At 63.3% G+C, this 22,519-nt stretch carries 26 protein-coding genes; 11 read left to right on the forward strand and 15 right to left on the reverse strand.

Annotated elements, in window-relative coordinates; translation table 11 throughout:
- Positions 1-2 precede the first annotated feature (2 nt).
- From glyA to WAB17_RS12595, 5 genes are read left to right on the forward strand one after another with little or no spacing between them, the layout of a single operon-like run.
- On the forward strand, positions 3-1,313 hold the full coding sequence (glyA, locus tag WAB17_RS12575; protein WP_435417687.1) for a serine hydroxymethyltransferase: 1,311 nt from the start codon (positions 3-5) through the stop codon (positions 1,311-1,313).
- Between the two features lie 11 nt (positions 1,314-1,324).
- Positions 1,325-1,558 (forward strand): hypothetical protein, encoded by a 234-nt coding sequence (locus tag WAB17_RS12580; RefSeq protein WP_435417688.1) that lies wholly within the window; start codon positions 1,325-1,327, stop codon positions 1,556-1,558.
- A 14-nt stretch (positions 1,559-1,572) separates the two neighbouring features.
- Positions 1,573-2,049: a transcriptional regulator NrdR gene (nrdR, locus tag WAB17_RS12585; RefSeq protein ID WP_435417689.1), complete on the forward strand. Its 477-nt coding sequence runs from the start codon at positions 1,573-1,575 to the stop codon at positions 2,047-2,049.
- Entirely contained in the window at positions 2,018-2,815 is a 798-nt protein-coding gene (locus WAB17_RS12590; protein WP_435417690.1) for an RNA methyltransferase, read from the forward strand. The genes nrdR and WAB17_RS12590 overlap by 32 nt, the downstream gene beginning before the upstream one ends.
- 37 nt (positions 2,816-2,852) lie before the next feature.
- Complete coding sequence (locus WAB17_RS12595; RefSeq protein WP_435417691.1) at positions 2,853-3,065, forward strand: hypothetical protein; 213 nt, start codon at positions 2,853-2,855, stop codon at positions 3,063-3,065.
- 12 nt (positions 3,066-3,077) lie between these two features.
- Here the strand turns inward: WAB17_RS12595 and WAB17_RS12600 are convergent, their stop codons facing one another.
- On the reverse strand, positions 3,078-3,392 hold the full coding sequence (locus WAB17_RS12600) for a chorismate mutase (RefSeq protein ID WP_435417692.1): 315 nt from the start codon (positions 3,390-3,392) through the stop codon (positions 3,078-3,080).
- Between the two features lie 241 nt (positions 3,393-3,633).
- Here WAB17_RS12600 and rpsD point away from each other — a divergent pair, with 241 nt between their 5' ends.
- On the forward strand, positions 3,634-4,248 hold the full coding sequence (gene rpsD / locus WAB17_RS12605; protein WP_435417693.1) for a 30S ribosomal protein S4: 615 nt from the start codon (positions 3,634-3,636) through the stop codon (positions 4,246-4,248).
- Between the two features lie 59 nt (positions 4,249-4,307).
- On the opposite strand, the gene WAB17_RS12610 is transcribed toward rpsD, so the two are convergent.
- The 12 genes from WAB17_RS12610 to WAB17_RS12665 form a co-directional block, all read right to left on the reverse strand.
- Positions 4,308-5,780, reverse strand: a complete 1,473-nt coding sequence (locus tag WAB17_RS12610; protein ID WP_435417694.1) for a S41 family peptidase — start codon at positions 5,778-5,780, stop codon at positions 4,308-4,310.
- A gap of 72 nt (positions 5,781-5,852) precedes the next feature.
- Complete coding sequence (locus WAB17_RS12615; RefSeq protein ID WP_435417695.1) at positions 5,853-6,956, reverse strand: helix-turn-helix domain-containing protein; 1,104 nt, start codon at positions 6,954-6,956, stop codon at positions 5,853-5,855.
- Positions 6,957-7,049: 93 nt separating this feature from the next.
- Positions 7,050-9,026 carry an alpha/beta hydrolase family protein gene (locus WAB17_RS12620; protein ID WP_435417696.1) on the reverse strand — a complete coding sequence of 659 codons (1,977 nt, stop codon included), beginning with the start codon at positions 9,024-9,026 and terminating at the stop codon, positions 7,050-7,052.
- A gap of 80 nt (positions 9,027-9,106) precedes the next feature.
- A complete protein-coding gene (tgt, locus tag WAB17_RS12625) occupies positions 9,107-10,237 on the reverse strand; it encodes a tRNA guanosine(34) transglycosylase Tgt (protein ID WP_435417697.1) in 1,131 nt (376 codons plus the stop codon).
- Positions 10,238-10,357: 120 nt separating this feature from the next.
- On the reverse strand, positions 10,358-10,885 hold the full coding sequence (locus tag WAB17_RS12630; protein WP_435417698.1) for an outer membrane beta-barrel protein: 528 nt from the start codon (positions 10,883-10,885) through the stop codon (positions 10,358-10,360).
- Between the two features lie 132 nt (positions 10,886-11,017).
- Positions 11,018-11,782 (reverse strand): ABC transporter permease, encoded by a 765-nt coding sequence (locus WAB17_RS12635; protein WP_435417699.1) that lies wholly within the window; start codon positions 11,780-11,782, stop codon positions 11,018-11,020.
- A complete protein-coding gene (locus WAB17_RS12640; protein WP_435417700.1) occupies positions 11,779-12,720 on the reverse strand; it encodes an ABC transporter ATP-binding protein in 942 nt (313 codons plus the stop codon). Before WAB17_RS12640 ends, WAB17_RS12635 begins: the two co-directional genes overlap by 4 nt.
- 28 nt (positions 12,721-12,748) lie before the next feature.
- Complete coding sequence (queA, locus tag WAB17_RS12645) at positions 12,749-13,792, reverse strand: tRNA preQ1(34) S-adenosylmethionine ribosyltransferase-isomerase QueA (RefSeq protein ID WP_435417701.1); 1,044 nt, start codon at positions 13,790-13,792, stop codon at positions 12,749-12,751.
- 48 nt (positions 13,793-13,840) lie between these two features.
- Positions 13,841-14,527, reverse strand: coding sequence for a peptidylprolyl isomerase (locus tag WAB17_RS12650; protein WP_435417702.1), 687 nt, complete (start codon positions 14,525-14,527; stop codon positions 13,841-13,843).
- Positions 14,528-14,609: 82 nt separating this feature from the next.
- The gene (gene coaD / locus WAB17_RS12655) at positions 14,610-15,122 is read right to left on the reverse strand and encodes a pantetheine-phosphate adenylyltransferase (protein WP_435417703.1); all 513 of its coding nucleotides are present in this window, start codon (positions 15,120-15,122) and stop codon (positions 14,610-14,612) included.
- Positions 15,122-16,039, reverse strand: coding sequence for a polyprenyl synthetase family protein (locus WAB17_RS12660; RefSeq protein ID WP_435417704.1), 918 nt, complete (start codon positions 16,037-16,039; stop codon positions 15,122-15,124). The genes coaD and WAB17_RS12660 overlap by 1 nt, the downstream gene beginning before the upstream one ends.
- The gene (locus tag WAB17_RS12665; protein ID WP_435417705.1) at positions 16,032-16,295 is read right to left on the reverse strand and encodes an exodeoxyribonuclease VII small subunit; all 264 of its coding nucleotides are present in this window, start codon (positions 16,293-16,295) and stop codon (positions 16,032-16,034) included. Before WAB17_RS12665 ends, WAB17_RS12660 begins: the two co-directional genes overlap by 8 nt.
- A gap of 64 nt (positions 16,296-16,359) precedes the next feature.
- On the opposite strand from WAB17_RS12665, the gene WAB17_RS12670 reads away from it, so the two are divergent.
- The 4 genes from WAB17_RS12670 to WAB17_RS12685 all read left to right on the forward strand — a co-directional run bounded on the left by WAB17_RS12670 (position 16,360) and on the right by WAB17_RS12685 (position 20,061).
- A complete protein-coding gene (locus WAB17_RS12670) occupies positions 16,360-16,755 on the forward strand; it encodes a DUF2177 family protein (RefSeq protein ID WP_435417706.1) in 396 nt (131 codons plus the stop codon).
- Positions 16,755-17,408: a hypothetical protein gene (locus tag WAB17_RS12675; protein ID WP_435417707.1), complete on the forward strand. Its 654-nt coding sequence runs from the start codon at positions 16,755-16,757 to the stop codon at positions 17,406-17,408. The genes WAB17_RS12670 and WAB17_RS12675 overlap by 1 nt, the downstream gene beginning before the upstream one ends.
- Positions 17,409-17,459: 51 nt before the next feature.
- Positions 17,460-19,649 (forward strand): phosphoribosylformylglycinamidine synthase subunit PurL, encoded by a 2,190-nt coding sequence (purL, locus tag WAB17_RS12680; protein ID WP_435417708.1) that lies wholly within the window; start codon positions 17,460-17,462, stop codon positions 19,647-19,649.
- An 82-nt stretch (positions 19,650-19,731) separates the two neighbouring features.
- On the forward strand, positions 19,732-20,061 hold the full coding sequence (locus WAB17_RS12685; RefSeq protein WP_435417709.1) for a DUF3052 family protein: 330 nt from the start codon (positions 19,732-19,734) through the stop codon (positions 20,059-20,061).
- Positions 20,062-20,064: 3 nt separating this feature from the next.
- Here WAB17_RS12685 and WAB17_RS12690 read toward each other — a convergent pair whose 3' ends face one another.
- Positions 20,065-20,856 (reverse strand): Coq4 family protein, encoded by a 792-nt coding sequence (locus tag WAB17_RS12690; protein WP_435417710.1) that lies wholly within the window; start codon positions 20,854-20,856, stop codon positions 20,065-20,067.
- A 105-nt stretch (positions 20,857-20,961) separates the two neighbouring features.
- Here WAB17_RS12690 and WAB17_RS12695 point away from each other — a divergent pair, with 105 nt between their 5' ends.
- Positions 20,962-21,648 carry a nitroreductase family protein gene (locus tag WAB17_RS12695; RefSeq protein WP_435417711.1) on the forward strand — a complete coding sequence of 229 codons (687 nt, stop codon included), beginning with the start codon at positions 20,962-20,964 and terminating at the stop codon, positions 21,646-21,648.
- Between the two features lie 3 nt (positions 21,649-21,651).
- On the opposite strand, the gene WAB17_RS12700 is transcribed toward WAB17_RS12695, so the two are convergent.
- The gene (locus WAB17_RS12700; RefSeq protein WP_435417712.1) at positions 21,652-22,488 is read right to left on the reverse strand and encodes a Coq4 family protein; all 837 of its coding nucleotides are present in this window, start codon (positions 22,486-22,488) and stop codon (positions 21,652-21,654) included.
- Between the last annotated feature and the right edge of the window lie 31 nt (positions 22,489-22,519).

Consider the following 22,519-nt stretch of genomic DNA (forward strand, 5'->3'; position numbering starts at 1 on the left):
CCATGAATACCGCCGAACAGACAAGCGCCGATATCATGCACCGTTTCTGGCACGACGATCTGGCCACTGCCGATCCGGAAATCGCCGAGGCCTGCGCCAGGGAATTGAAGCGACAGCAGGACAAGATCGAACTGATCGCCAGCGAGAACATCGCCAGCAAGGCCGTGCTCGAAGCCGCCGGCAGCGTCTTCACCAACAAATACGCCGAAGGCTATCCGGGCAAGCGCTATTACGGCGGCTGCGACTATGCCGATGTGGTCGAGACGCTGGCGATCGAGCGGGCCAAGGAGCTGTTCGGCTGCAACTTCGCCAACGTCCAGCCCAACAGCGGCTCGCAGATGAACCAGGCGGTGTTCCTCGCGCTGCTCAATCCGGGCGACACCTTCATGGGGCTCGACCTCAATTCGGGCGGCCACCTGACCCACGGTTCGCCGGTCAACATGAGCGGCAAGTGGTTCAACCCGGTTGCCTATGGCGTGCGCAAGGACGACGAGCGGATCGACATGGACGCCGTCGCCGCTACTGCGCGCGAACACAAGCCCAAGCTGATCATCTGCGGCGGTACCGCCTATTCGCGCACCTGGGATTTCAAGCGTTTCCGCGAGATCGCGGACGAGGTCGGCGCTTACCTGCTCTGCGACATGAGCCATATCTCCGGCCTCGTTGCTGGCGGCGCGCACCCATCGCCCTTCCCCCATGCCCATGTCGTGACGACCACTACGCACAAGAGCCTGCGCGGCCCGCGCTCCGGCGTTATCCTGTGGAATGACGAGGAGCTGACCAAGCCGCTCAACATGGCCGTCTTCCCCGGCCTTCAGGGCGGCCCGTTGATGCACATCGTCGCCGCCAAGGCCGTTGCCTTCCGCGAAGCGCTGCGCCCCGAATTCAAGGCCTATGCCCGCGCCGTGGTTGAGAACGCTCGCGCGCTGGCCGCCAGCCTCGAGGAAAATGGCCTGCGGATCGTTTCCGGCGGCACAGACAATCACTCGATGCTGGTCGATCTCACCGCCAGGGATGTAACCGGCAAGGATGCGGAGAAGGGCCTGGATCGCGCCTGGCTGACCTGCAACAAGAACGGCATCCCCTACGACACCCGCAGCCCCTTCGTAACCAGCGGCATCCGCCTCGGTACGCCAGCTGGCACTACGCGCGGCTTCGGCCCGGCCGAGTTCCGCAAGGTCGGCGCACTTATAGCGGAGGTGGTCGACGGTTTGTCGAAGAATGGGCCCGAAGGCGATGCGCAGGTCGAGGAAAGTGTTCGGCGCCGCGTCAGCGAGCTATGCTCGCAGTTCCCGGTCTATCCCGGGAATTGAGGAGACTGCAGATGCAAGACGACGAACCCAGAGAACCCAGGCACCAGGACCACCAGTTGCTGCCCGACGCCAAGGCCGAGGTCCAGGCCATGATGAAGGACGGTATGCACCACCCCTCGACCAAGCCGGTCTTGACCGGTGCGGCAGTCGGCGCGGTGGCCGGTTTCGTACTGCCCGTCGTCGGCCCGATCATCGGCGGGGTCGTTGGTGCCGGCTTCATGCTTTACAAACGCCTGCGGCCATGACGGATCTGCCCTGAATGCGCTGCCCTTTTTGTGCGCATGACGACAGCCAGGTGAAGGATTCGCGCCCGGCCGAAGACGGCGGGGCGATCCGCCGTCGTCGCCAGTGCTCGAGCTGCGGCGCACGCTTCACGACCTTCGAGCGGACGCAATTGCGCGAAGTGACCGTCGTGAAAACCGGCGACCACCGCGAGGCATTCGACCGCTCCAAGATCGAACAATCGGTCGCCCTTGCCTGCCGCAAGCGTGGGGTGACGCAGGAACAGATCGACCAGCTCGTCAGCGGCATCCAGCGCCAGGTCGAAACGACCGGCGAGAGCGAGATACCGTCCTCGCGCATCGGCGAGCTGGTGATGGACGGCCTGCGCCTGATCGACAGTGTCGCCTATATCCGCTTTGCCAGCGTCTACCGCGACTTCAGCGAAGCCCGGGATTTCGAGGAATTTGCCAGCACAGTGCAGGATGCTGCCCAGAACGGGCACGGGCGCGACTGACATGGCCGCCAAGCCGATCATGGTTCTCGTGCGCCCGCAGTTGGGCGAGAATATCGGCAAGGCGGCCCGCGCGATGCGCAATTTCGGACTGACCGAAATGCGGCTCGTCGCTCCGCGCGATGGCTGGCCCAATCCGGCGGCGGGTCCTGCCGCGGCCGGCGCGGACGACGTGCTTGAACAGGCCAGGGTGTTCGAAACCGTTGCCGATGCCGTCGCCGATTGCGCCCATGTCTATGCCACGACCGTACGCAAGCGCGGGGTTACCAAGCCTGTCGTCACACCCGAGCAGGCAGCGCGCGCAATCCATTCCGGGCCCGGTCAGTCGGCGATCCTGTTCGGTCCGGAACGCTCGGGACTGGAGACCGAGGATGTCGCATTGGCCCGCGCGATACTGACGGTGCCCATCGATCCGGAGTTCGGCTCGCTTAATCTTGCCCAGGCCGTGATCCTGTGCGCCTACGAGTGGTCGAAGAATGCCGGGCTCGTCCAGCCCACGCGCGAGGACCTGCTCCCCCCTGCGCCGCAGGAAGATCTTGACGGGCTGGTCGCCCATATTGAGGGAATGCTGGAGCCAAAGGGCTATTTCATGCCCGCGTCACGCGCGGCGGCCACCCGCCTAACATTGCGCAATGTCCTGACCAAGCCGGGCTGGAACCATCTGGAAATCAGGACCTTGCGGGGCGTGCTGTCCTCGTTGCAGCGGCAAGACTGGGCCGAGCGCAATGGCGACAAGGAACCGCTCGACACTTGCCCGGTTCCTGAATAGCCTCTTTGCCACCCCCATTTCGCACAGGAACGATTCGATGCTCTCGACCGTGGTCGCCCTTTTTCTTGTCGCCCTCGAACCGGCCGATGCGCCTGCAAGCCAGCCGGCGGAAAAGCCCGCCCCTGCGGCCGGCGCCGAACAGGTCGAGGAGAAAGTCTGCCGCTATATCCGCAAGGATCCGAGCAGTCGTCGCAAGGACAAGGTCTGCCTCACCGCCGAACAATGGAAGCAGCAGAACCAGGGCGAATAGCCCCGGTCCCCATCAGGCGTCGCTGCGCACCCTGTCCCACTCGCCGAGTTCATAGGCGATGGATGCTTCGACGAGTGCCTCCCAAATGACGGCTATGTCCTCAGCCGGAAGGCCCCGTGCCATGGCATCGGAGCGTGCGGCCTCGATGACCTGCCGTTTGCGGGCTTCGTCGCGCACGGTGCTCCGGTCCGTCTTGATCCGCGCCGCTGCACGCATATAGCCGAAGCGGCGGTCCAGCAGCTCCATCAGGGCACGGTCGGTGGCATCGACGCCGGCTCGCACTTCGGGCATGGACTGGCAATCGTCGGGACGCTTGGGGTCGGTCATGCCCGGCCCTGTGGCTGGCATGAGCGCCTTTGTCGAGGGGGCAATAGAGCCACGTGCCGGCTTGACTTGCCCGCGGCAAACGCTAAGGCGCGCCCTTCACTTCGGCACCGCGTGTTCCGCACGCGTCCGATTGGCCCCGCATCCCGGTGAAGCGGTGGCCGCATCCGTCCCAGTGGCTGGTGGTGCGTACCGGGTTCAAAGGTTGCCATAGGGCCGACCTCGCAAATCGAAGGAAAGACTTATGTCGAAGCGCAAGAGCGCCAAGTACAAACTCGACCGCCGGATGGGCGAAAACATCTGGGGTCGTCCGAATTCGCCGGTCAACAAGCGTTCCTACGGCCCTGGCCAGCACGGTCAGCGCCGCAAGGGCAAGATGAGCGACTTCGGCCTCCAGCTGCGCGCCAAGCAGAAGCTCAAGGGCTACTACGGCGACGTCACCGAAAAGCAGTTCAAGCGCACCTATCAGGAAGCGTCGCGCATGAAGGGCGATACCAGCCAGAACCTGATCGGCCTGCTCGAACAGCGGCTCGACATGGTCGTGTATCGCGCTAAGTTCGCCCCGACCATCTTCGCTGCCCGCCAGCTCGTCAGCCATGGCCATATCCGCGTCAACGGCGTGAAGTGCAACATCGCCAGCCGCCGTATCGTGGTCGGCGACGTCGTCAGCCTGGGCGGCAAGGCCAAGGAAATGGCGCTGGTTATCGAAGCCCAGAGCCTGCCCGAGCGGGACATTCCCGACTACGTCGCTCCCGACGGTAACGACAAGGTGACCTTCACCCGCGTGCCGAAGCTCGACGAAGTGCCCTATCCGGTCACCATGGAACCGAACCTGGTCGTCGAATTCTATTCGCGCTAAGCGACTGGAAGCACCGAATTCAAAAGGGCGGTCCTGCGGGGCCGCCCTTTTTCGTTCCGTCAGGCTGCCCTGACCCAGGCCATGGCAGCATCGAGACAGCGGTCGGTTCCCGCCGCGATGTCGACTGCGGTTCGCGGCACGAACACGTCGGGGTCTACGCCCGCATCAGGGCGAGTCCCTTTGGGATAATAGCCGATCAGCGGCACGTCGAACTCGATGCCCGTTCCTGGTAGCTGGACGAAGAAGTAGGCTCCCCCGTTGATCCCGCGCAGGTTTCCGCCTGAGGTTTCGCCGAACAGCCGCACCAGGCCCGACTCTTTCGCTCGCCGCGCGAAGGAGAAAGTCGCCGAACTGCAAACCGGCGAAATAAGCGCCGCCACGGGCACCGTGATGCGCGGGGCCTGCGCCGGAATGAAGTCGGTCGGTTCGGTTTCCTCCGCCATGCCGTAGAATCCGCCCTCGACCTCAACCCCGCCTTCGCCAATCGTGCAGAAACTACGGTCCCAGGTGTCGAGATAGGGATCGAGCCATTCCGGCGTGCGGCGATAACGGACCAGCTGGCGATAACCCGGAAACCGCAAGTCGCGGTCGGTCAGGCGCGAGAGAATGGCATTGCCGCATTCGTTGCCGCCCTCATTATCGCGTAGATCGATCACCAGCCCGCGCGCACCGGAAAGACTGGCGAGCCGCTCGTCGAGCCAGCCCTGCCAATCCCATTTGGTGTTGTACATCACCCAGGTCGGCATGGTCAGCAGCGCCACATCGCCCCGCATTTCCCATGTCCAGAACGGCCCCGGGCCTGAACTGTCTGCTGCCGTGCGTAGGCTGGCCTGCCTTTGCGCGAAGGTCCATACCGGCAGTTCGGCGGTGAATTCGGTCCCGTCCGGACGCCGCCCGGTGATTCGGTGGCTCTCCCCTTCAGGGGGCAGCAGCAGGCCCTGATAGATATCGAAATAGTCGAGCCGGTCGGTGTTGCGCATCTCCAGCTGCACCCGCCGTTTCGCGTCATTATGCCCGTCGGCCCGGGTCAGGGGCAGCAGGCAGTTGAGCACGTCCGATGCCGGAAGCCCGTTGAGCGACTCGATCTGGGTGCCCGGCATCAGCTGGCCCGTGCCGCTCAGATCCTGCGTCACCACCATGTCATTACCCAGCCAGGCAAAGGCAAAGGGCAGACGCGTGGGACGATCGAACAGTTCGGAGACGATGGCATCCGACTGGTTGTAGAAATTGCACTGGGTATGCCCGCAGCGTACCGTCGAGAGGAACCGCTGCAAAGTGACGAAGCTTTCGGCCCGGCTTTCGCTGCGGCCGAGGGCGACTTCAAGGCAGGCCAACCTGTCCTCGATTTCCGCTGGCGTGTTGTAGCGATAGAGCCCCGGATGCAGCGCCAGCGCGCCGCGGATGATCGCCATGTCGTCCGGCGCCGCGCTGCCCTCGATCGCCGCTGCCAGCGCGCCCGGCGTTGCCGCCAAGGCCGCGCCGCCTGCCACCAATCGTCCCACCCCGCCAATGAACCGCCTTCTGCTCAGCATGCCAGTCTCCTTCCGGGAGAGTGCTTGCCAGCAACCGCATGCGGCTGCGCTGCAAAAGCTGAAAATATTCGCCTATTCCGTTTTTGAGACGTGCGCCTTGCGGTACTCCGACGGTGTTACCCCGTAGCAGGCGAGGAAAGCGCGGTTGAAGCTGGCCTTCGAACTGAACCCGGCCTCCAGCGCGAGGTCGAGCAGGTCGTCCGCCCGGTTAGTATCAATCGCAGCGGCCACATCTTCGCACCGCAGGCGGTTGACGAAGGTTGCGAAGTTCATGCCCAGCCCGTCATTGAGCGCGCGCGAGAGATAGGCGGTGTTGGTGCCGAGCCGCCGAGCGAGCAGCGACAGGCTAAGCTCGGGATCGGTGTGCCAGCCGTTCTGGCGCGTCGCCGCAGCCCATTGCTCGCCCAGTGCCCGCCAGTCGCGTGGCGGCAATTCGGCCGGTTGCGGCTCCCCCATCGGGAAATGCCTGTCGGCGTGGCGCAGGCCCTGTATGCCGAGGAACAGCGCGATGACGGCAATGGCGACATAAAGCCCCATCAGCCCCCGGTAGCCGAGCGGCGTGAGCATATCCCATGCGCCGTAGAGCGTCCACACTGCCAGGAGGACGAACAAGGCCGCCATGGCTTGGCTGAGCCAGCGGGCGGCATAGCGGTGCTCGTCGCTGACCTGTTCGGGCAATTGCTGGCGATATTTCAGGATCAAGGCACGCGCTCGCAGTCCATAGCCCAGCAGACCGGCAATCACGCCGATGCCGGTCACGAGGCCGTAAACCTCCGACTGGCGGCCCAGCCATTCGTTCTTGAACGGCTGTTGCAGCAAGGCAAAGCATATGGCGAGGTAGCCGAACTGTAGTAACGCCGGGACAAGATGCCACCCACCGCGCCGGGGCCAGTGCCCGCGCACCAGCGCATGGACATAGAGCCAGAACAGCGGCGCCACTGCGAGCGTGATCGAAACCGGCACGAAGCTCAGCCACTGCCAGCGGTCGTAGAAGCCCGCGAAGCCGATCATCCACGGCGCGATGATTCCCGCCAGCACCAGCAGCAGCAGCGCCAGCGTGCGGTTGGCTCGCCGGTTCTCCAGCACGCGCAGCACGGCCGCAGAGATCAGCAGAAGCTGGACAAAGGGCACCAGCAACACTGCCGTGCGCCAGCCGAAGGAGAGATCGCTCAGCAAGGGGGAGAATCTGACAGTGGCTGGAGCCGAGGAATCATCGCTTACTCATGCACGTTTCCTTATGCGCGGGAAACTGCTCGCTGACTGCCACGTCTAACCGCCGAGATTGGTCTCCAGAAACTCACCAATCCGCTTCAGCATGATGCCGCGCGCCTGGCTATGCAGGAGGCTGTGATCGAGTCCTTCGAATTCGAGATACTCGACCGATTTGCCTGCCGATTTCAGCCGATCCTCCATCAGTTTCGACTGTTGCACCGACACGTTCATGTCCATCGTGCCATGGACGAGAAGGACCGGTGCCGCGAATTTTTCCGGGTGACGCGCCGGAGAACCTGCCGCCACGTGCGGACCATTCCCGATCATCCGGTCGACGGCGGAAAAGCTGGTATATTTGCGGTTCTCCTCTCGCAGGGCTTCCAGGTCGGTAACGGGCGCTATTGCCACCACCGCCTTGAACAGGGCCGGATCAAGCACCTGCGTCTGCAAGGCAGCATATCCACCGTAAGACCAGCCCAGCGCTGCCATCCTGTCAGGGTCGGCAATCCCCTGGGCAACCAGCCAGCGGCCTGCGTCGTTAATGTCACCGATCGCCCGATCCCAGCTCTGGAAGGCATTGTCGCCGACCCACGCCTCACCGAAGCCGGTCGAACCGCGATAATTGGGTTGCAGCACGGCATAGCCGCGCGCGACGAGGAACTGGACCAGCCAATCGAAGCCCCAGACGTCGCGAGCTGTCGGACCGCCATGCGGCAGGACGATTGCCGGCAGCTTCTTGCCCTCGCTAGCCGGCGGTAGGGTCAGGTAGCCGGGGATCTGCGTGCCGTCGGCTGCCGGATAGGTGACGGGGGCCATCTTGCCCATTTCCCGCCCTTCGAGCGGGAGCCGGATGGACAGCAGTTCGCTCAGCGCCTTCGTGTCTTTCTCGTATAGATAGGCGCGGCCGGGGTCCGTATCGCTGGAGGCGATAAGCACGAGCTCGTTCTCGTCAGCACTCGCGTCAGCGATGGCGACCTGCGGCTTGCCCGGGAGCGCCTTGGAAAATGCCGTTGTAAGCTTGTCCAATTCCGGATCGAAATACCGGATGTAGTTCTTGTCGGTGGCGTAGACCGCACCCACCGGTCGTTGCTGTCGGCCGATCCGCGCCACGCCATCAACGTCCACGCTATCGTTGGCGTAGACCAGCGTCTTGGTCCCGGAACCGTCGAGCGCGTAGGAATACAATGCGTCGAAACCATTGGTCCGTTCGAGACCGTAAACCAGATCCTTGGCGCTATCGATCGCCAGCGGCAGGAACCCGTCAAGCAAGGGCTGGCCGGCATCGACGGAGGATAGCGGATACCACTTGTCGGTATCCTTGCGGCGGTAGAGGTAGCGATAATCACTGCCGTCGTAGCCGCTGGCCAGCGTGTCCGTGACCTGCATGATGCGCACTCGCCCGGCATCGTCCGCCATATAGGAGACTGCCTTCAGGGCGGCATCCTCGACCGGTTTGCCGTTCCCGGTAGTTACATCGACTGCGTCTACTCCCAGACCCTCCTTGTCATTGAAGAGGCGAGTATTGCGGCTGTCTTCCTTGATGTAGCGCTTGGTCATCAGGATCTTGCCGGGGTTTCCGGGAACATCGAGTGCCAGCACATCGCCGCCGTCCTGGAGGATCCCGCGAACCTTGAAGGTCTGCGTCGGGGTCAGCATTTCGGTTTCCGAACCGTCTGCCGAAACGGACATGATCCGGGTAAAACCGAGCAGGATGCCACCGGCATCTGCATAGCCGTAGATCTCGCAAACGATCCGCTGTTCGTTGGCCCAGCGGCACCAGTTCAGCCGCGCGGTCGCTTCGTTGAATGTGGCAATCGCGGTGGGCGAACCACCCTTCGCCAGATCGACGACATAGATCGTCTCGTCGGACTGGGCGCCGGGCTGAATATAGAGGATGCGGTCGCCCGAAGGTGAAATGGAAATCCAGTCGACCGATTCCCGTGCGCCGAACGCGGCAGCATCTTCAGCCAGCGTGCGCGCATAAATCGGCGCAGCAATACTGGCAGCACACAACGCCGCCAGCGAAACAATCATTCGCATGAACAACCCCCCTCAAATCAAGCCTGGCAAGAATAACCGACACCAAGAGATTGGAAAGAGGGTATTTTCGAAAATCATCCGCCTGCGAAATAATCACGGCGAAAAGCTTGTACGAAAGCCTTGAAGTTGCGCTCGGCAATGGCTGTTCGCATCCTTGCCATGAGTTGCTGGTAGAAACCGATATTGTGCTCGGTCATCAGCATGGCCCCGAGGATTTCCTGCGACTTGACCAGGTGGTGCAGGTAGGCCCGGCTATAGGTCGCGCAGGTCGGGCACGCGCATCGTTCGTCGAGCGGCCCCTCGTCCTCGGCGAAGCGGGCGTTGCGCAGGTTGAGCGGGCCGTTCCAGGTGAAAGCCTGCCCATTGCGGCCCGAACGGCTCGGCAGCACGCAGTCGAACATGTCGACCCCGCGCTCCACCGCGCCGACGAGGTCGTCCGGTTTGCCGACCCCCATCAGGTAGCGCGGGCGGTCCGCCGGGAGCTGTCCGGGCGCGAAGTCGAGCGTGGCGAACATCGCCTCCTGCCCTTCGCCCACCGCCAGTCCGCCGATGGCGTATCCGTCGAAGCCGATCTCGGTCAGTTTCTGGGCGCTGATCCGGCGCAGCTCCTCGTCGAGCGCACCCTGCTGGATGCCGAACAGGGCCGACCGCGCGGCATGTTCCTCGCCGCTGTCGAAGCCGTCGCGGCTGCGCTTCGCCCAGCGCATCGACATTTCCATGCTGGCGGCGATCACGTCGCGGGGCTGGTCGGCGCGAGGGCATTCGTCGAAAGCCATCACGATGTCGCTGCCGAGCAGACGCTGGATTTCCATGCTGCGTTCGGGTGTCAGCATATGCTTCGAACCGTCGAGATGGCTGCGGAATTCCACCCCTTCCTCGGTCAGCTTGCGCAGTTCGCTGAGGCTCATCACTTGGTAACCGCCGCTGTCCGTCAGGATCGGGCGCTGCCAGTTCATGAAGCTGTGCAGCCCGCCCAGCTTCGCTACCCGCTCCGCGCCCGGGCGCAGCATCAGGTGGTAGGTGTTGCCGAGGATGATGTCGGCCCCGCTTTCCCGAACGCTTTCGGGCTTCATCGCCTTGACCGTGGCAGCGGTGCCGACCGGCATGAAGGCGGGCGTGCGGATTTCGCCGCGGACCATGGTGATGGTGCCGGTACGGGCGAGACCGTCCGTGGCGTGGATATCGAAGGAAAATCGGGTGCTCATGTGCAGCGCCGCCTAGCGAGCCGGTCGTTCGCTGTCACGCAATCAAAGAGCCATGAAAAAAGCGGGGCCGGCACTGTGGCCGACCCCGCTCCGATCACAAAACCTGAAACCTTGCGGGCATCAGAACTTGAACAGGACACCGGCGGTCAGGCGGGTCGAGTCGAAAGCGATCGTATCGGCAGCAAGGCGCAGGCCGACGGGGGAATCGCCAAGAGCAATATCCGCGCCGACGCCGACGATGTAGTCGCCGTCGGAATCGTCGGTACCCGGAGGCGGGTTGCCGCCCAGCACCGAGACCAGGTCAAAGTCGACTTCCTGGTAACCGGCCTTGGCGTAGAGCTTGGTGCCACCGGCCAGCTTCACGCCGGCACGGGCGGCGATGCCGTACTCGTTGTCGATCACGCCGTCGCCGAGGTGATAGTTGCCCTCGGCACCCAGGAACAGCTTCCCGCCGACAGGGAAGTCGACGCCGGCAACCGCGCCGTAGATCATGCTGTCGTCACCATCGACGCCGACGCCGATGTCGTGATAGCCGACCGAAGCGCCGACATAAGTGTCGGCACCTGAAGCGTCCTGTGCCAAGGCTGGGGTCGCAAAGGCGAAGGCGGCAGCAACAGCCGCGCCGGCCGTTAAAATCTTGCTATTCATTTGTTTTCCTTGATTGTCTGCCCTGAATCGGACCCGAGCCATATGGCGGCTTGTAAATTTCCGTCAACTGAATGGCAGGGTCAGGAAAAAGACAATCGGATGAACCACCAACTGTCCTCGACCAAGGGCCTGTCAGGATCGTAGTCGCCAGCCGGTGCGGAATATCCACGCAATTACGGCAACACAAACGGCCAGGAAAAGCACGGTCAGGCCGAACGAGATCCTTATGTCGACATCCGCCGAGCCATAGAATGTCCAGCGCAGGCCACTGACGAGATAGACGATCGGATTGAAGAGCGCGATCGTGTCCCATGGTTCGGGGAGCATGTCGATCGAATAGAAGGTGCCGCCAAGGAACGTCAGCGGGGTGAGGAAAAGCATCGGGACGATGCCCAGTTTCTCGAAATTGTCCGCCCAGATGCCAAGAATGAACCCGAAGAGGCTGAACGCTGCTGCGACAAGCATGATATACCCGACTGCCAGCAGCGGATGGGCGATGGAGTAGTCGACGAAGAGCCGCGCGGTGACGAGGATGATCACAGCGAGGATGAGGCTCTTGGTCGCAGCCGCACCGACGAAGCCGATGAGTGTTTCGGCAACGCCCACGGGCGCCGACAGCAATTCGTAAATCGTCCCGGTGAACTTGGGCATGTAGATGCCGAAGCTGGAATTGCTGGTCGTTTCGCCGAGCAAGGTCAGCATCAGCAGGCCGGGAATGATGAAAGCGCCATAATCGACCCCGCCGAGGTCTGGCATCCGCCCGCCGATCGCCGCGCCGAAAACGATGAAATAGAGCGATGTCGTCAGCACTGGCGCCAGCACCGACTGGAAAGCCGTGCGCAGGAACCGCATCAGCTCGCGTATATAAATCGACCAGGCGGACCGCAGGTTGATCATGTTGCCGCCTCCTCGCCCAGGAGCGATACGAAGATGTCTTCCAGACTGCTCTCGTGCGTCTCGATACCGGTGTAATCGATGCCGGCTGCAACGAGCGCCTTGGTAAGCGCGGCGACCTCGGCCTTGCCCTGCCCGCTGCCGTCGCCGCCGCGATACACCAGCCGCGTGCGGCCCTCGTCGAGCTCGACCGGGAAATGGGCGATGGAAGGAGGAATTCCGGCGAGAGGATCGGCAAGGGTAATGTGCGCCTCGGTCCGGCCGAGGCGTCCCATCATCGCGGACTTGTCGTCGACCATCAGCAACCGGCCGCGATTGATGATGCCCACCCGGTCGGCCATCAGTTCCGCTTCCTCGATGTAATGGGTGGTGAGGATGATGGTCACGCCCCGCGTGCGCATTTCGCCGATGATCTGCCACATGCCCTTGCGCAATTCGACATCGACCCCGGCCGTCGGCTCGTCGAGGAACAGCAGGTCCGGTTCGTGCGCCAAGGCCTTGGCGATCAGGACGCGCCGCTTCATCCCTCCGGACAGGGCCCGGATCTGCACGTCTTTCTTGTCCCACAGCGAAAGCTGCCGCAGGATTTGCTCGATCCGGCCCTTGTCGGGGGAAATGCCGAAGAGGCCGCGTGAATAGCTGACCGCTCGCCACACGGTTTCGAACATGTCGGTCGCCATTTCCTGCGGCACGAGTCCGATCCTGCTTCGCGCGCGCCGCCAGTCATGCGCAAGGTCCAACCCGAAAGCCCTGATCGTCCCCGCGCTCGGGCGCACGAGCCCGCATACAGCCCCTATCAGCGTCGTCTTGCCCGCACCGTTCGGACCCAGAAGCGCAAAGATTTCGCCCCGGCGAATGGACAGGTCGACCCCGGCGAGGGCTGTCAGGCCACCGGGATAGGTCTTGGTCAGCCCTTCGATCTCGAGGATCGTGTCGTCCATCTGCGCCCGCCTGTTCAGTTGCAATTTGCTACGTAAGCTCTTCGCCCGGAATTAACAGCGAAGAATCGCCGTAGGAGTAGAACCGGTAGCCACCGGCGATGGCATGATCGTAGATTTCCAACACGCGATCCCGGCCCATCAGCGCACTCACCAACATGATCAGTGTCGATTTCGGCAGGTGGAAGTTGGTCATCAGCCCGTCAATCGCCCGAAATCGGTATCCCGGGGTGATGAAAATGTCGGTGTCGCCTGAAAACGGACGGATTACACCGTCCTCACCGGTCGCGCTTTCGAGCAACCTAAGGCTGGTGGTCCCTACCGCAATGATGCGTCCGCCGGCGGACCGGGCCGCGTTAAGGCGGTCGGCCAAGGAGGCATCGATGCGGCCCCATTCGGAATGCATCCTGTGATCGTCCGTGTCGTCGACCTTGACCGGGAGGAATGTTCCAGCCCCGACATGCAGGGTCAGCGTCTCGCGCCCGATCCCCGCTGCATCGAGAGCCTCGATCAGCCGCGGGGTAAAATGAAGCGCGGCCGTTGGCGCAGCGACCGCCCCCTCTTCCCGCGCGAAAAGTGTTTGGTAGTCCTCGCGATCGCGTTCGTCGGTAGGCCGCTTGCCCGCAATGTAGGGTGGCAGCGGCATGGTGCCGGCCCGGTGCAACAGCACCTCGACCAGCTCTTTGCCCTCGAAGGCCAGGACGAAGCTGCCGTCGGCCAGCCTCTCTTCTGCGACGGCCGTCACATCGTGGCCGAAATCGATACAATCGCCGGCGCGCAAGCGCTTGGCGTTGCGGACGAACGCCTGCCAGCGGCGCAGGTCGAGCCGCTTGTGCAGGGTTGCGCCAATGGTGGCCTCGCCGCGGATGCCGGTCAGCTGCGCGGGGATGACCTTGGTATCGTTGAACACCAGCACATCGCCACGCCGCAAGGATCCGGGGAGGTCGGATACGTTGCGATCGGTGATCTGGCCCGATTTGCCAGAGACCAGCATTCGCGCACTGTCGCGCGGGCTTGCCGGACGCAAGGCGATGAGATCGGGCGGCAGGTTGAAATCGAAAAGGTCGACCTTCATTCCGCCGCGTTAGCTTTCCGTGCCGGCGTCGTCACCCGCAAAGGCGCATTACTGGCCAATAGGCGCGTTGAGCTCTTCCAGCGTGATTTCCGGCTCGGCTGCAACCGGCGTCAGCACCGGTACGGGCCGGTTGTCCGAAGCGAGCGATGCCTGGACGATGCGTGTCGGATCCGCCGGCGGTTCGCCGCGCGTGATCGCATCGACGGCCGCCATATTCGCAATGACCCGGCCGAAGTTGGTGTATTTCTTGTCGAGGTTGAAGCGCGGGTAGAAAACGATGAAGAACTGGCTGTTGGCGCTGTCGTCGGATTGGGCACGCGCCATTGAAACCGTGCCGCGAACATGCGGCATCGGGTTGAATTCGGCCTTGAGGTCCGGAAGCGGCGAACCGCCCTGCCCCGTCCCGGTCGGATCGCCGGACTGCGCCATGAACCCTTCGATCACCCGGTGGAATACGATGCCGTCGTAGAAACCCTGACGGGTCAGCGTCTTGATCCGTTGCACATGTTCGGGCGCCCAGTCGGGCATCAGGCGGATGGCGACGCGCTGCCCGTTGGAAAGATCGAGCAGCCAGATATTCTCGCGGTCCTCGTTGAGGTTGTAATCGACCTTGGCGTACTGCATCGGTCCGCGAACCGTTGCGGGTACGGATTCTGCCGGCATGGTATCTTGCGCCGCGACGGGCGAAGCGACGGTGGAAAGGAGGGCAAGGGCTGCAAGCAGGCGTCTGGTCATGTCGGTCCTGGAACTTTTGGCGAGCGTCTGGCGGCGCAATACCGCCACGGCTCTGTCGCTGCAATGAATAGGGCTGGCGAGCTCAATAATCACCCCGGCGGCCGATTTCCTCCACCCTTGTTTCCACCAGCTTCCTTACCGGCGGGCTGACAAAGGGCGTGATATCGCCTCCATATAAGGCGATTTCCTTGACCAGTTTCGATGCGATTGGTTGCAACGAGACATCGGCCATGAGGAACACCGTCTCGATGCTGTGATCGAGCTGCTGGTTCATCCCCGCCATCTGGTATTCGTATTCGAAGTCGGCCACGGCGCGCAGGCCACGCACGATGACGCTGGCCCCTTGGGCCTTGGCAAACTTCATCAACAGCGCATCGAAGCCCACGACGCGGGTGTTGTCCAGGCCCATGTCGGCCAGCTCGTCGGTGACCATGCTGATCCGCTCGTCGGGTGTGAACATCGGGTTCTTGGACGGGTTGGTCGTGACACCCACGATCAGCGTGTCGACCAGCTTGGCGCCGCGCCGGATGATGTCGCGATGGCCGCGCGTGATCGGATCGAACGTGCCCGGATAAACCCCGATACGATGCGCCATCAGTGATCCCTTTCGACGATGTACCGCGCCAGGGCCCGCAGCACAGCCGCATCCTCGCCATATTGCGCGAGATGGCCGACGGCCTGCTCGACCAGGGCGCTGGCCTGTGCCCTAGCGCCGTCTATCCCCATGAGCGTGACGAAGGTCTGCTTGCCTTGCTCGTCATCCTTGCGCAGCGCCTTGCCGGCAAGCGCCTCGTCGCCTTCGGCGTCGAGAAGGTCGTCGGCTATCTGGAAGGCGAGGCCGATATCGCGGGCATAGGCGCGGAGCGACGACCTGCCCTCCGGCGGAAGCTTGCCCATGATCGCGCCCATTTCCACAGACGCTGCCAGCAGCGCACCGGTTTTCAGCTGCTGCAGCCGGGTAATGGTGCGCAGGTCGTACGCAGCGCTTTCGGCGGCCATATCCATCATCTGGCCGCCGGCCATTCCATCCATGCCGCTGGCCATGGCAAGGCAGCGGACGAGTTCCGCCTGCGTGAAGGGATCGGTCGACGTTTCCGCATCGGTCAGGATCTCGAACGCTAGGGCGTGTAGCGAATCGCCGGCAAGAACCGCCGTTGCCTCGTCGAACGCCCTGTGCGTCGTGGGCCTCCCGCGCCGCATATCGTCATCGTCCATGCACGGCAGGTCGTCGTGGATCAGCGAATAGACGTGGATCGATTCGACGGCGCAGGCCGCCCGGAGCGCCCGATCGCGGCCGACCCCCAGCATTTCCGCAACGGACACGAGCAGCAACGGCCGCACGCGCTTTCCGCCATCCATCGCGGCGTAGCGCATGGCTTCGATCAGCCGTGCCCTCGTATCGTCCGGAACGGGCAGCAATGCATCGAAGACCGCGTCGACATCCCGCGCAATCCTGTCCAGTGCATCGGCAAGCCTCGCTGCGTCGTTATCGACGATCTGCATGTCAGACATCGGAATCGAAGGGCCTTGTGCCACTGGCCTGCCCGCGGGAATCCTGGACGATCGCCTCGATCCGCGCTTGCGCCGCGTCGAGGCGAGCCTGGCAATGCTGGCGCAAAGCCTCGCCGCGTTCGTACAGCGAAATCGACTGGTCCAACGCGACATCCCCGCTTTCGAGCTGGCGGACGACCTGCTCCAGCGCGCGCAACGCGTCCTCGAAACTCAGTTCGGAAATTTTGCCCGCGACGGCGGTTTGTTCCTCATCCATAAGCAGCAGCATTGGCCTTGGCCCCGTCGCGGGTCAAGCCGTGTGCAGCAGCAGGGGAGAGAATATGAGCTGGATCATTGCGTACGCAGCCACAGCTGTCGTCTTCGGCGTGCTCGATGCCATCTGGCTCAGCTGGGCCGGAAATAATTTCTACCGCCCCGCCCTCGGCGACATTCTTGCCGACGAGTTTCGCATGGGGGCAGCAATCCCGTTCTACCTGTTCTACGTCGCCGGTATCGTCTGGTTTGCGGTGCGACCGGGGCTAGAGGGCGGTCTCGGCGCCGCTGCCCTCAATGGCGCGCTTCTCGGGGCGTTGTGTTACGCCACATTCGACCTTACCAACCAGGTCATCATGAAGACCTGGCCGACCTACGTTACGGTGACCGATATACTGTGGGGTGCGTTTGCAACCTGCGTCGCCGCCACGGCGGCGACCTGGGCGGTCGGACGTTTCGCCTGATGTTCATCGGGCATTGGGCTCCGGCTTTTCTCGCGGCGGCAGCGTCTCCCCGCGCCCCCAGACTGGGCACCCTTTTCGTTGCCGGGCAATTGGTCGATTGGGGGTTTTTCGGCCTTTCGATAGTCGGCGTCGAGAAAATGCGGATGGTGCCGGGCGCGACTTCCATGAACGCCATGGACCTGTACCATATGCCCTACACGCACAGCCTGCTCGGCAGCGCAGTCTGGGCGATAGCCTTTGCCGCCATACTGGTGCTCTGGCGGCGTGACCTTGTCGGAGCCCTGATTGGCGGTGCGGTCGTGTTATCGCACTGGCTGCTCGACCTGCTGGTGCACCGCCCCGACCTGACCCTTGCCGGTTCGCCGCCGAAGCTCGGGTTCGGCCTTTGGAATTACCCCTTCGTCGCGATACCGCTGGAACTCGGGCTGACGGGTGCATGTTTCTGGCTTTACCTGCGCAACACCAAGGGCCCGGTGGGGCCGCCGGTTGTCCTCTTCGCCCTGTTGCTCGCGCTGCAGGCCTTCAACTGGCTTGCGCCCGAGCCGGAGGCCTGGAGCATCGCCGTGCCGATCCTCGGCTTTTTCGGCTTCGGCCTGCCGACGCTGATTGCCGTGTGGGTCGGATCGACGCGTCGGCACCGACGCGCTGCATAAAAGCCCGGCACGGGCTGGCGATTGCAGGCCCGCTTCGCTAGGGGCGCTGCCATGCCCAGCACCAGCGAATCGATCACACCCGAAGTCGTCGAACAGCACGGCCTCAGCCCTGAAGAATACGAGCGCGTCCTGCATGCGCTGGGCCGCGAGCCGAACCTGGTAGAGCTCGGCATCTTCTCGGTCATGTGGTCGGAGCATTGCTCGTACAAGTCGAGCCGCCTGCACTTGAAGAAGCTGCCGACGGAAGCGTCGTGGGTCATCTGCGGTCCGGGCGAGAACGCAGGCGTGATCGACATCGGTGACGGGCAGGCGGCCATCTTCAAGATGGAGAGCCACAACCACCCGAGCTACATCGAGCCCTATCAAGGCGCGGCGACCGGCGTGGGCGGTATCCTGCGCGACGTCTTCACCATGGGTGCGCGGCCGGTGGCGAATGCCAACGCGCTGCGCTTCGGCCGGCCGGAACATCCCAAGATGCGGCATCTTGTCAAAGGCGTGGTCGCGGGGATCGGCGGCTACGGCAATTGCGTCGGCGTGCCGACCGTTGCGGGCGAGACGAATTTCCACCCTGCCTACGACGGCAACATCCTCGTCAACGCGATGACCGTGGGCGTGGCCGATGCCGACAAGATTTTCTATTCGGCGGCCACCGGCGTCGGCAATCCGATCGTTTATGTCGGTTCGAAGACCGGCCGCGACGGGATCCACGGCGCGACCATGGCCAGCGCGGATTTCGGCGAGGATGCCGAGGCCAAGCGCCCAACCGTGCAGGTCGGCGATCCCTTCACCGAGAAGCTGCTGATCGAGGCCTGCCTCGAACTGATGGCGACCGATGCCATCGTCGCGATCCAGGACATGGGCGCGGCGGGACTCACCTCTTCCTCCGTCGAAATGGCGACCAACGGCAAGGCCGGTATCCGGCTCGACATGAACAGGGTGCCCTGCCGCGAGGAAGGCATGACGCCCTACGAGATGATGCTGAGCGAGAGCCAGGAGCGCATGCTCATGGTGCTGAAGCCCGGCAAGGAGCCGATGGCCGAGGCGATCTTCCGCAAGTGGGAGCTCGACTTCGCGGTCATCGGCGAAGTTACCGATACGCGGCACATGGTGCTGGAGTGGAACGGCGAGGTGGTCTGCGACATCCCGCTGGGTCCGCTGGCGGCCGATGCACCCTTGTACGACCGGCCTTACCTGTCGAAGCAAGAGTACAAGGCCTGGGCCAAGGTCGCACCGCTGGGCGACGTCCCCGAAAGCACCGACATTTGCGCCGACTTGCTGAAGCTGATGGGCACCCCCGCCCTCGCCTCGCGCCGGTGGATTTCGGAGCAGTACGACAGCCAGGTCGGGGCCGACACGCTCCAGACCGGCGGCGATGCCGGCGTCGTGCGCGTGCACGGCACGAAGAAGGCGCTCGCGATCACCACGGACTGCACCCCGCGCTATGTCTATGCCGACCCGTACGAAGGCGGCAAGCAGGCGATTTCCGAGGCCTATCGCAATCTCTGCGCTGTCGGCGCGAAGCCGCTGGCCGTGACCAATTGCCTCAACTTCGCCAATCCGCAGCGGCCCGAGATCATGGCCCAGCTGGTCCATGCGCTCGAAGGCATGGGCGACGCCTGCCGCGCGCTCGACTTCCCGATCGTTAGCGGCAACGTCAGCCTCTACAACGAGAGCAAGGCGACTGGCGGCGGTTCCGCGATCCTGCCCACCCCGGCGATCGGCGGCGTCGGCATCATCGAGGATCATGCCACGATGATGACCATGGGTTTCAAGGCCGAGGGCGAAAATATCGCGGCGATCGGCGCACATTATCCGGAGATGGGCCAGTCGCTGTGGCTGCGCGAGATCCATGGTCTCGAAGCAGGCGATCCGCCCCGGGTGGATTTGCAGGACGAACGCCTGATGGGCGAAATCATCCGCAAACTTATCGCCGAGGGCAAGGTAACCGCCGTGCACGACATCAGCGACGGCGGCCTCGCCGTAGCTCTTGCCGAAATGGCGCTGGCGAGCGGGATCGGCGCGAAAGTGGATGCGATGACTGGTTCCTTCGCCTTCAACGAATGCCAGGCCCGCTACCTCGTCACCTATCGCAACGAAGTTGATCTCGACCGGGCCGAAGTGCCGTTCGAAAAGATCGGCACAACTGGCGGCGATGCCGTCTCGATCGGCAGCAGCCGCGTGTCGATTGCCGATTTGCGCGAAGCCCATGCCAGCTTCTTCCGCGACTGGATGGAAGCCTGAACCGGTGGCGTCGGGCTATTCCGGCACACCGCTCGCAAAGAAGCTTTCCCTGCGCGACGGGCAGCGGTGCTGGTTTCATGCCATGCCCGATCATGTGCAGGACGAGATCGACGAATATGCGCTGGAACTGACTTTCGTGGGCGATCCTGCCGAAGGGATCGACACTGCCCATATCTTCGTGACCGAACATGCGGAGCTGCAAGCTCTTCTCGCCATATTGCGCAACCAGATTGCCAGCGACGGTCAGATCTGGGTCAGCTGGCCCAAGAAGGCATCCGGCGTCGAGACCGATATCACCGAGGACACCATCCGCGAAATCTGCCTGCCGATAGGCCTCGTCGATACCAAGGTCTGCGCGATCGACGAGACCTGGTCCGGCCTCAAGCTCGTGATCCGCAAGGAACTGCGCTGACCCTCAGGCTGCCTTCGCCAGCCGTTCTTCCAGCGTTCCGTAGTGCGGGTTGATCTGCCGGAACATGTCGAAGCACCGGTAATAGGCATGAGGGGTGCCGATGTTGAGTTTACGGCGCACCGTGTCGATATCTTCGGGCATCATCGCGAGCAGATCAGCGTGGGCCAGCTTTCTTGCCTCCCGGCCCAGTCTGCGTCCTTCGCGGATTGCAGCGTCCACGGGTTCCGACAAGCCGCTTTCCTTCTTCGTCTGGCGTGCACCCATCAGCGTGATGAACAGGACGCCGGGCGAATGGTTCTGTTCGTAACTGAAGCCGAGCAAGCACAGTTCGCCCAGACCGTCGCGGCTGTATCCGGTCAACACGTGAAACAGGTCATGCGTATCGCGCAGCCGCTCGATATACCATTCGTAGAGGTCGGCATGCCGCTGCGACTTCGGTTTGAAGCGATAGCTTTCCTCGACCAGACCCTTCGCCGTCAATTGCTCGCGCTGCATGAACTGGACATACCGGCGCGCGAGCGAGTTGGGCGCGCAGCCCATCCAGCGGGCGTGGTCGTCGAGCAGGGCGGGGAGCTCTTCGTTACGCTCCAGCAGCGCCCGAGCCTCGTCTGTCGCGAGGAAGGCTTGCATCTGGCGCAGGTTTTTCCTCGATTTGAGCGCATCGATGATGTGAAATACCTGCTCGGTGTCTTCCTTGTCCTGCACCAGCTTGCCGAAATGCCTGAGCGCCTTGAACGGGCGGAAGCCGGTAATCTTGCGATCGGGATGGACGAGCGGGCGTTCCAGCAACGACATGGGCGATCTCCTCTGCCGGAAATCTGCGACTAACTTACATCACTGTCAATATTGCGCGGTCGCCACGGGCTTTCCCTTCCTGTTCAAAGGCGCGATACGGAAGTGATGAAACACCACGACACCCTGCCCTACACCCTGCCCGTCATGACCGACGACGAGCGCCTCGTTGCTGCCCGCTCCATGCGCGATACCCTGAACAGTCGCCGCAGCTGCCGGTATTTCAGCAATGTCCCGGTCCCGCGCGAGATCATCGAGCTAGCGGTTCTTGCAGCAGGCAGTGCGCCGAACGGTGCCAACCACCAGCCGTGGCATTTTGCGGTGATATCCTCGCCCGACAAGAAACGCGCCATCCGCGAAGCCGCTGAGGCGGAGGAACGCCGCTTCTATGGAGAGGATGGCGGCAAGGCAAAAGCGGGGGAGGAATGGCTCGATGCGCTCGGTCCGCTCGGCACCGATGCGGACAAGCCATTCCTGGAGACTGCGCCCTGGTTGATCGTGGTTTTCGCCCAGCGCAAGGGCGGGATCGAAGAGGATGGCTCGACGCAAAACTACTATGTCAACGAAAGCGTTGGCATCGCTTGCGGGATGTTGCTGACGACCCTTCATGCCGCCGGCCTGGCCACCCTTACCCACACGCCTTCACCGATGGGTTTCCTGCGCAGCCTGTGCGGCAGGCCCGAGCATGAAAAACCCGCGATGATCGTGGTCGTGGGGCACCCGGCTCCCGATGCAACCGTGCCGGCTCATGCGCTGCGCAAAAAGCCGTTGGAACAGATCGCCAGCTGGCTGTGAAACTCAGGCGGCGGTCGCCACGCTGGCCAGCAAGTTGTACGGGTCGATGCCGTGCTCGCGCCAGGTGCTGTGGCAGGCGTGGTACCGGTCGATCCGGCCGATCTTGAGCAGCGAGCGCGCATCACCAAGCGGCATCTTGAGAAGTTGCCTGACAGGCATTTCGGCGATGCACGGCGCCCCCGCCCCCATTCGGTGAGCCTGGCGGACCGCGCCAAGTACCGGGGCTGCGTTGCCTGCTCCGCGCTTCACGTTCAACGCGCCCAGGTAGGCGATGAACAGATGAGCGAGACCACCCGCCTGACCATAGGTAAAGGCCAGCACGCATTGTTCCCCGAGCGCGTCGCGACCGTAACCTGTCAGCACATGAAGCAGGTCATGCGTGTCGCGTCGACGGGCTGCATACCATTCGATGAGATCGCCGTACCTCGGCCTGTCGGGCCATGCCTTGGCGCCTTCCTCGACCAGCCCCGCGGCCGTCAGGCCTTCCTGTTCCATGAAATCGCAATAGGCGTGCGCAACGCTTCCTGCCGGCATGCGGCGAAGCGCGTCGTGGTCATCGAGGATATCGGGGAGGAATTTTTCGCTTTCGCGGACCCGCTGGCCTTCCCGGCTCAGCGTAAAGGCCCGCGCCATCGGCAGGAACCGGCCGGACGGCAGCGCCTCGAAAATCTTGAAAACGTGGCTCGTCTCTTCCTTGTCCTTCAGCAACTCGCGGAAATGATACAGTGCGGCGCGAAGATTGCGGCGGGGCGCCGGTCGCTCGGGATGCCGGAAGAGGGTTCCGTCGGGCGCGAGATCGACCAGGGTGCCGGGTGGAAAGGATCGAATCGTATCGTTCATGTCGCTTGCCTAAGGGGACAATGTGACTTTT

The organism is Parerythrobacter aurantius (genome assembly GCF_045291475.1).
Lineage (GTDB): Bacteria > Pseudomonadota > Alphaproteobacteria > Sphingomonadales > Sphingomonadaceae > Parerythrobacter > Parerythrobacter aurantius.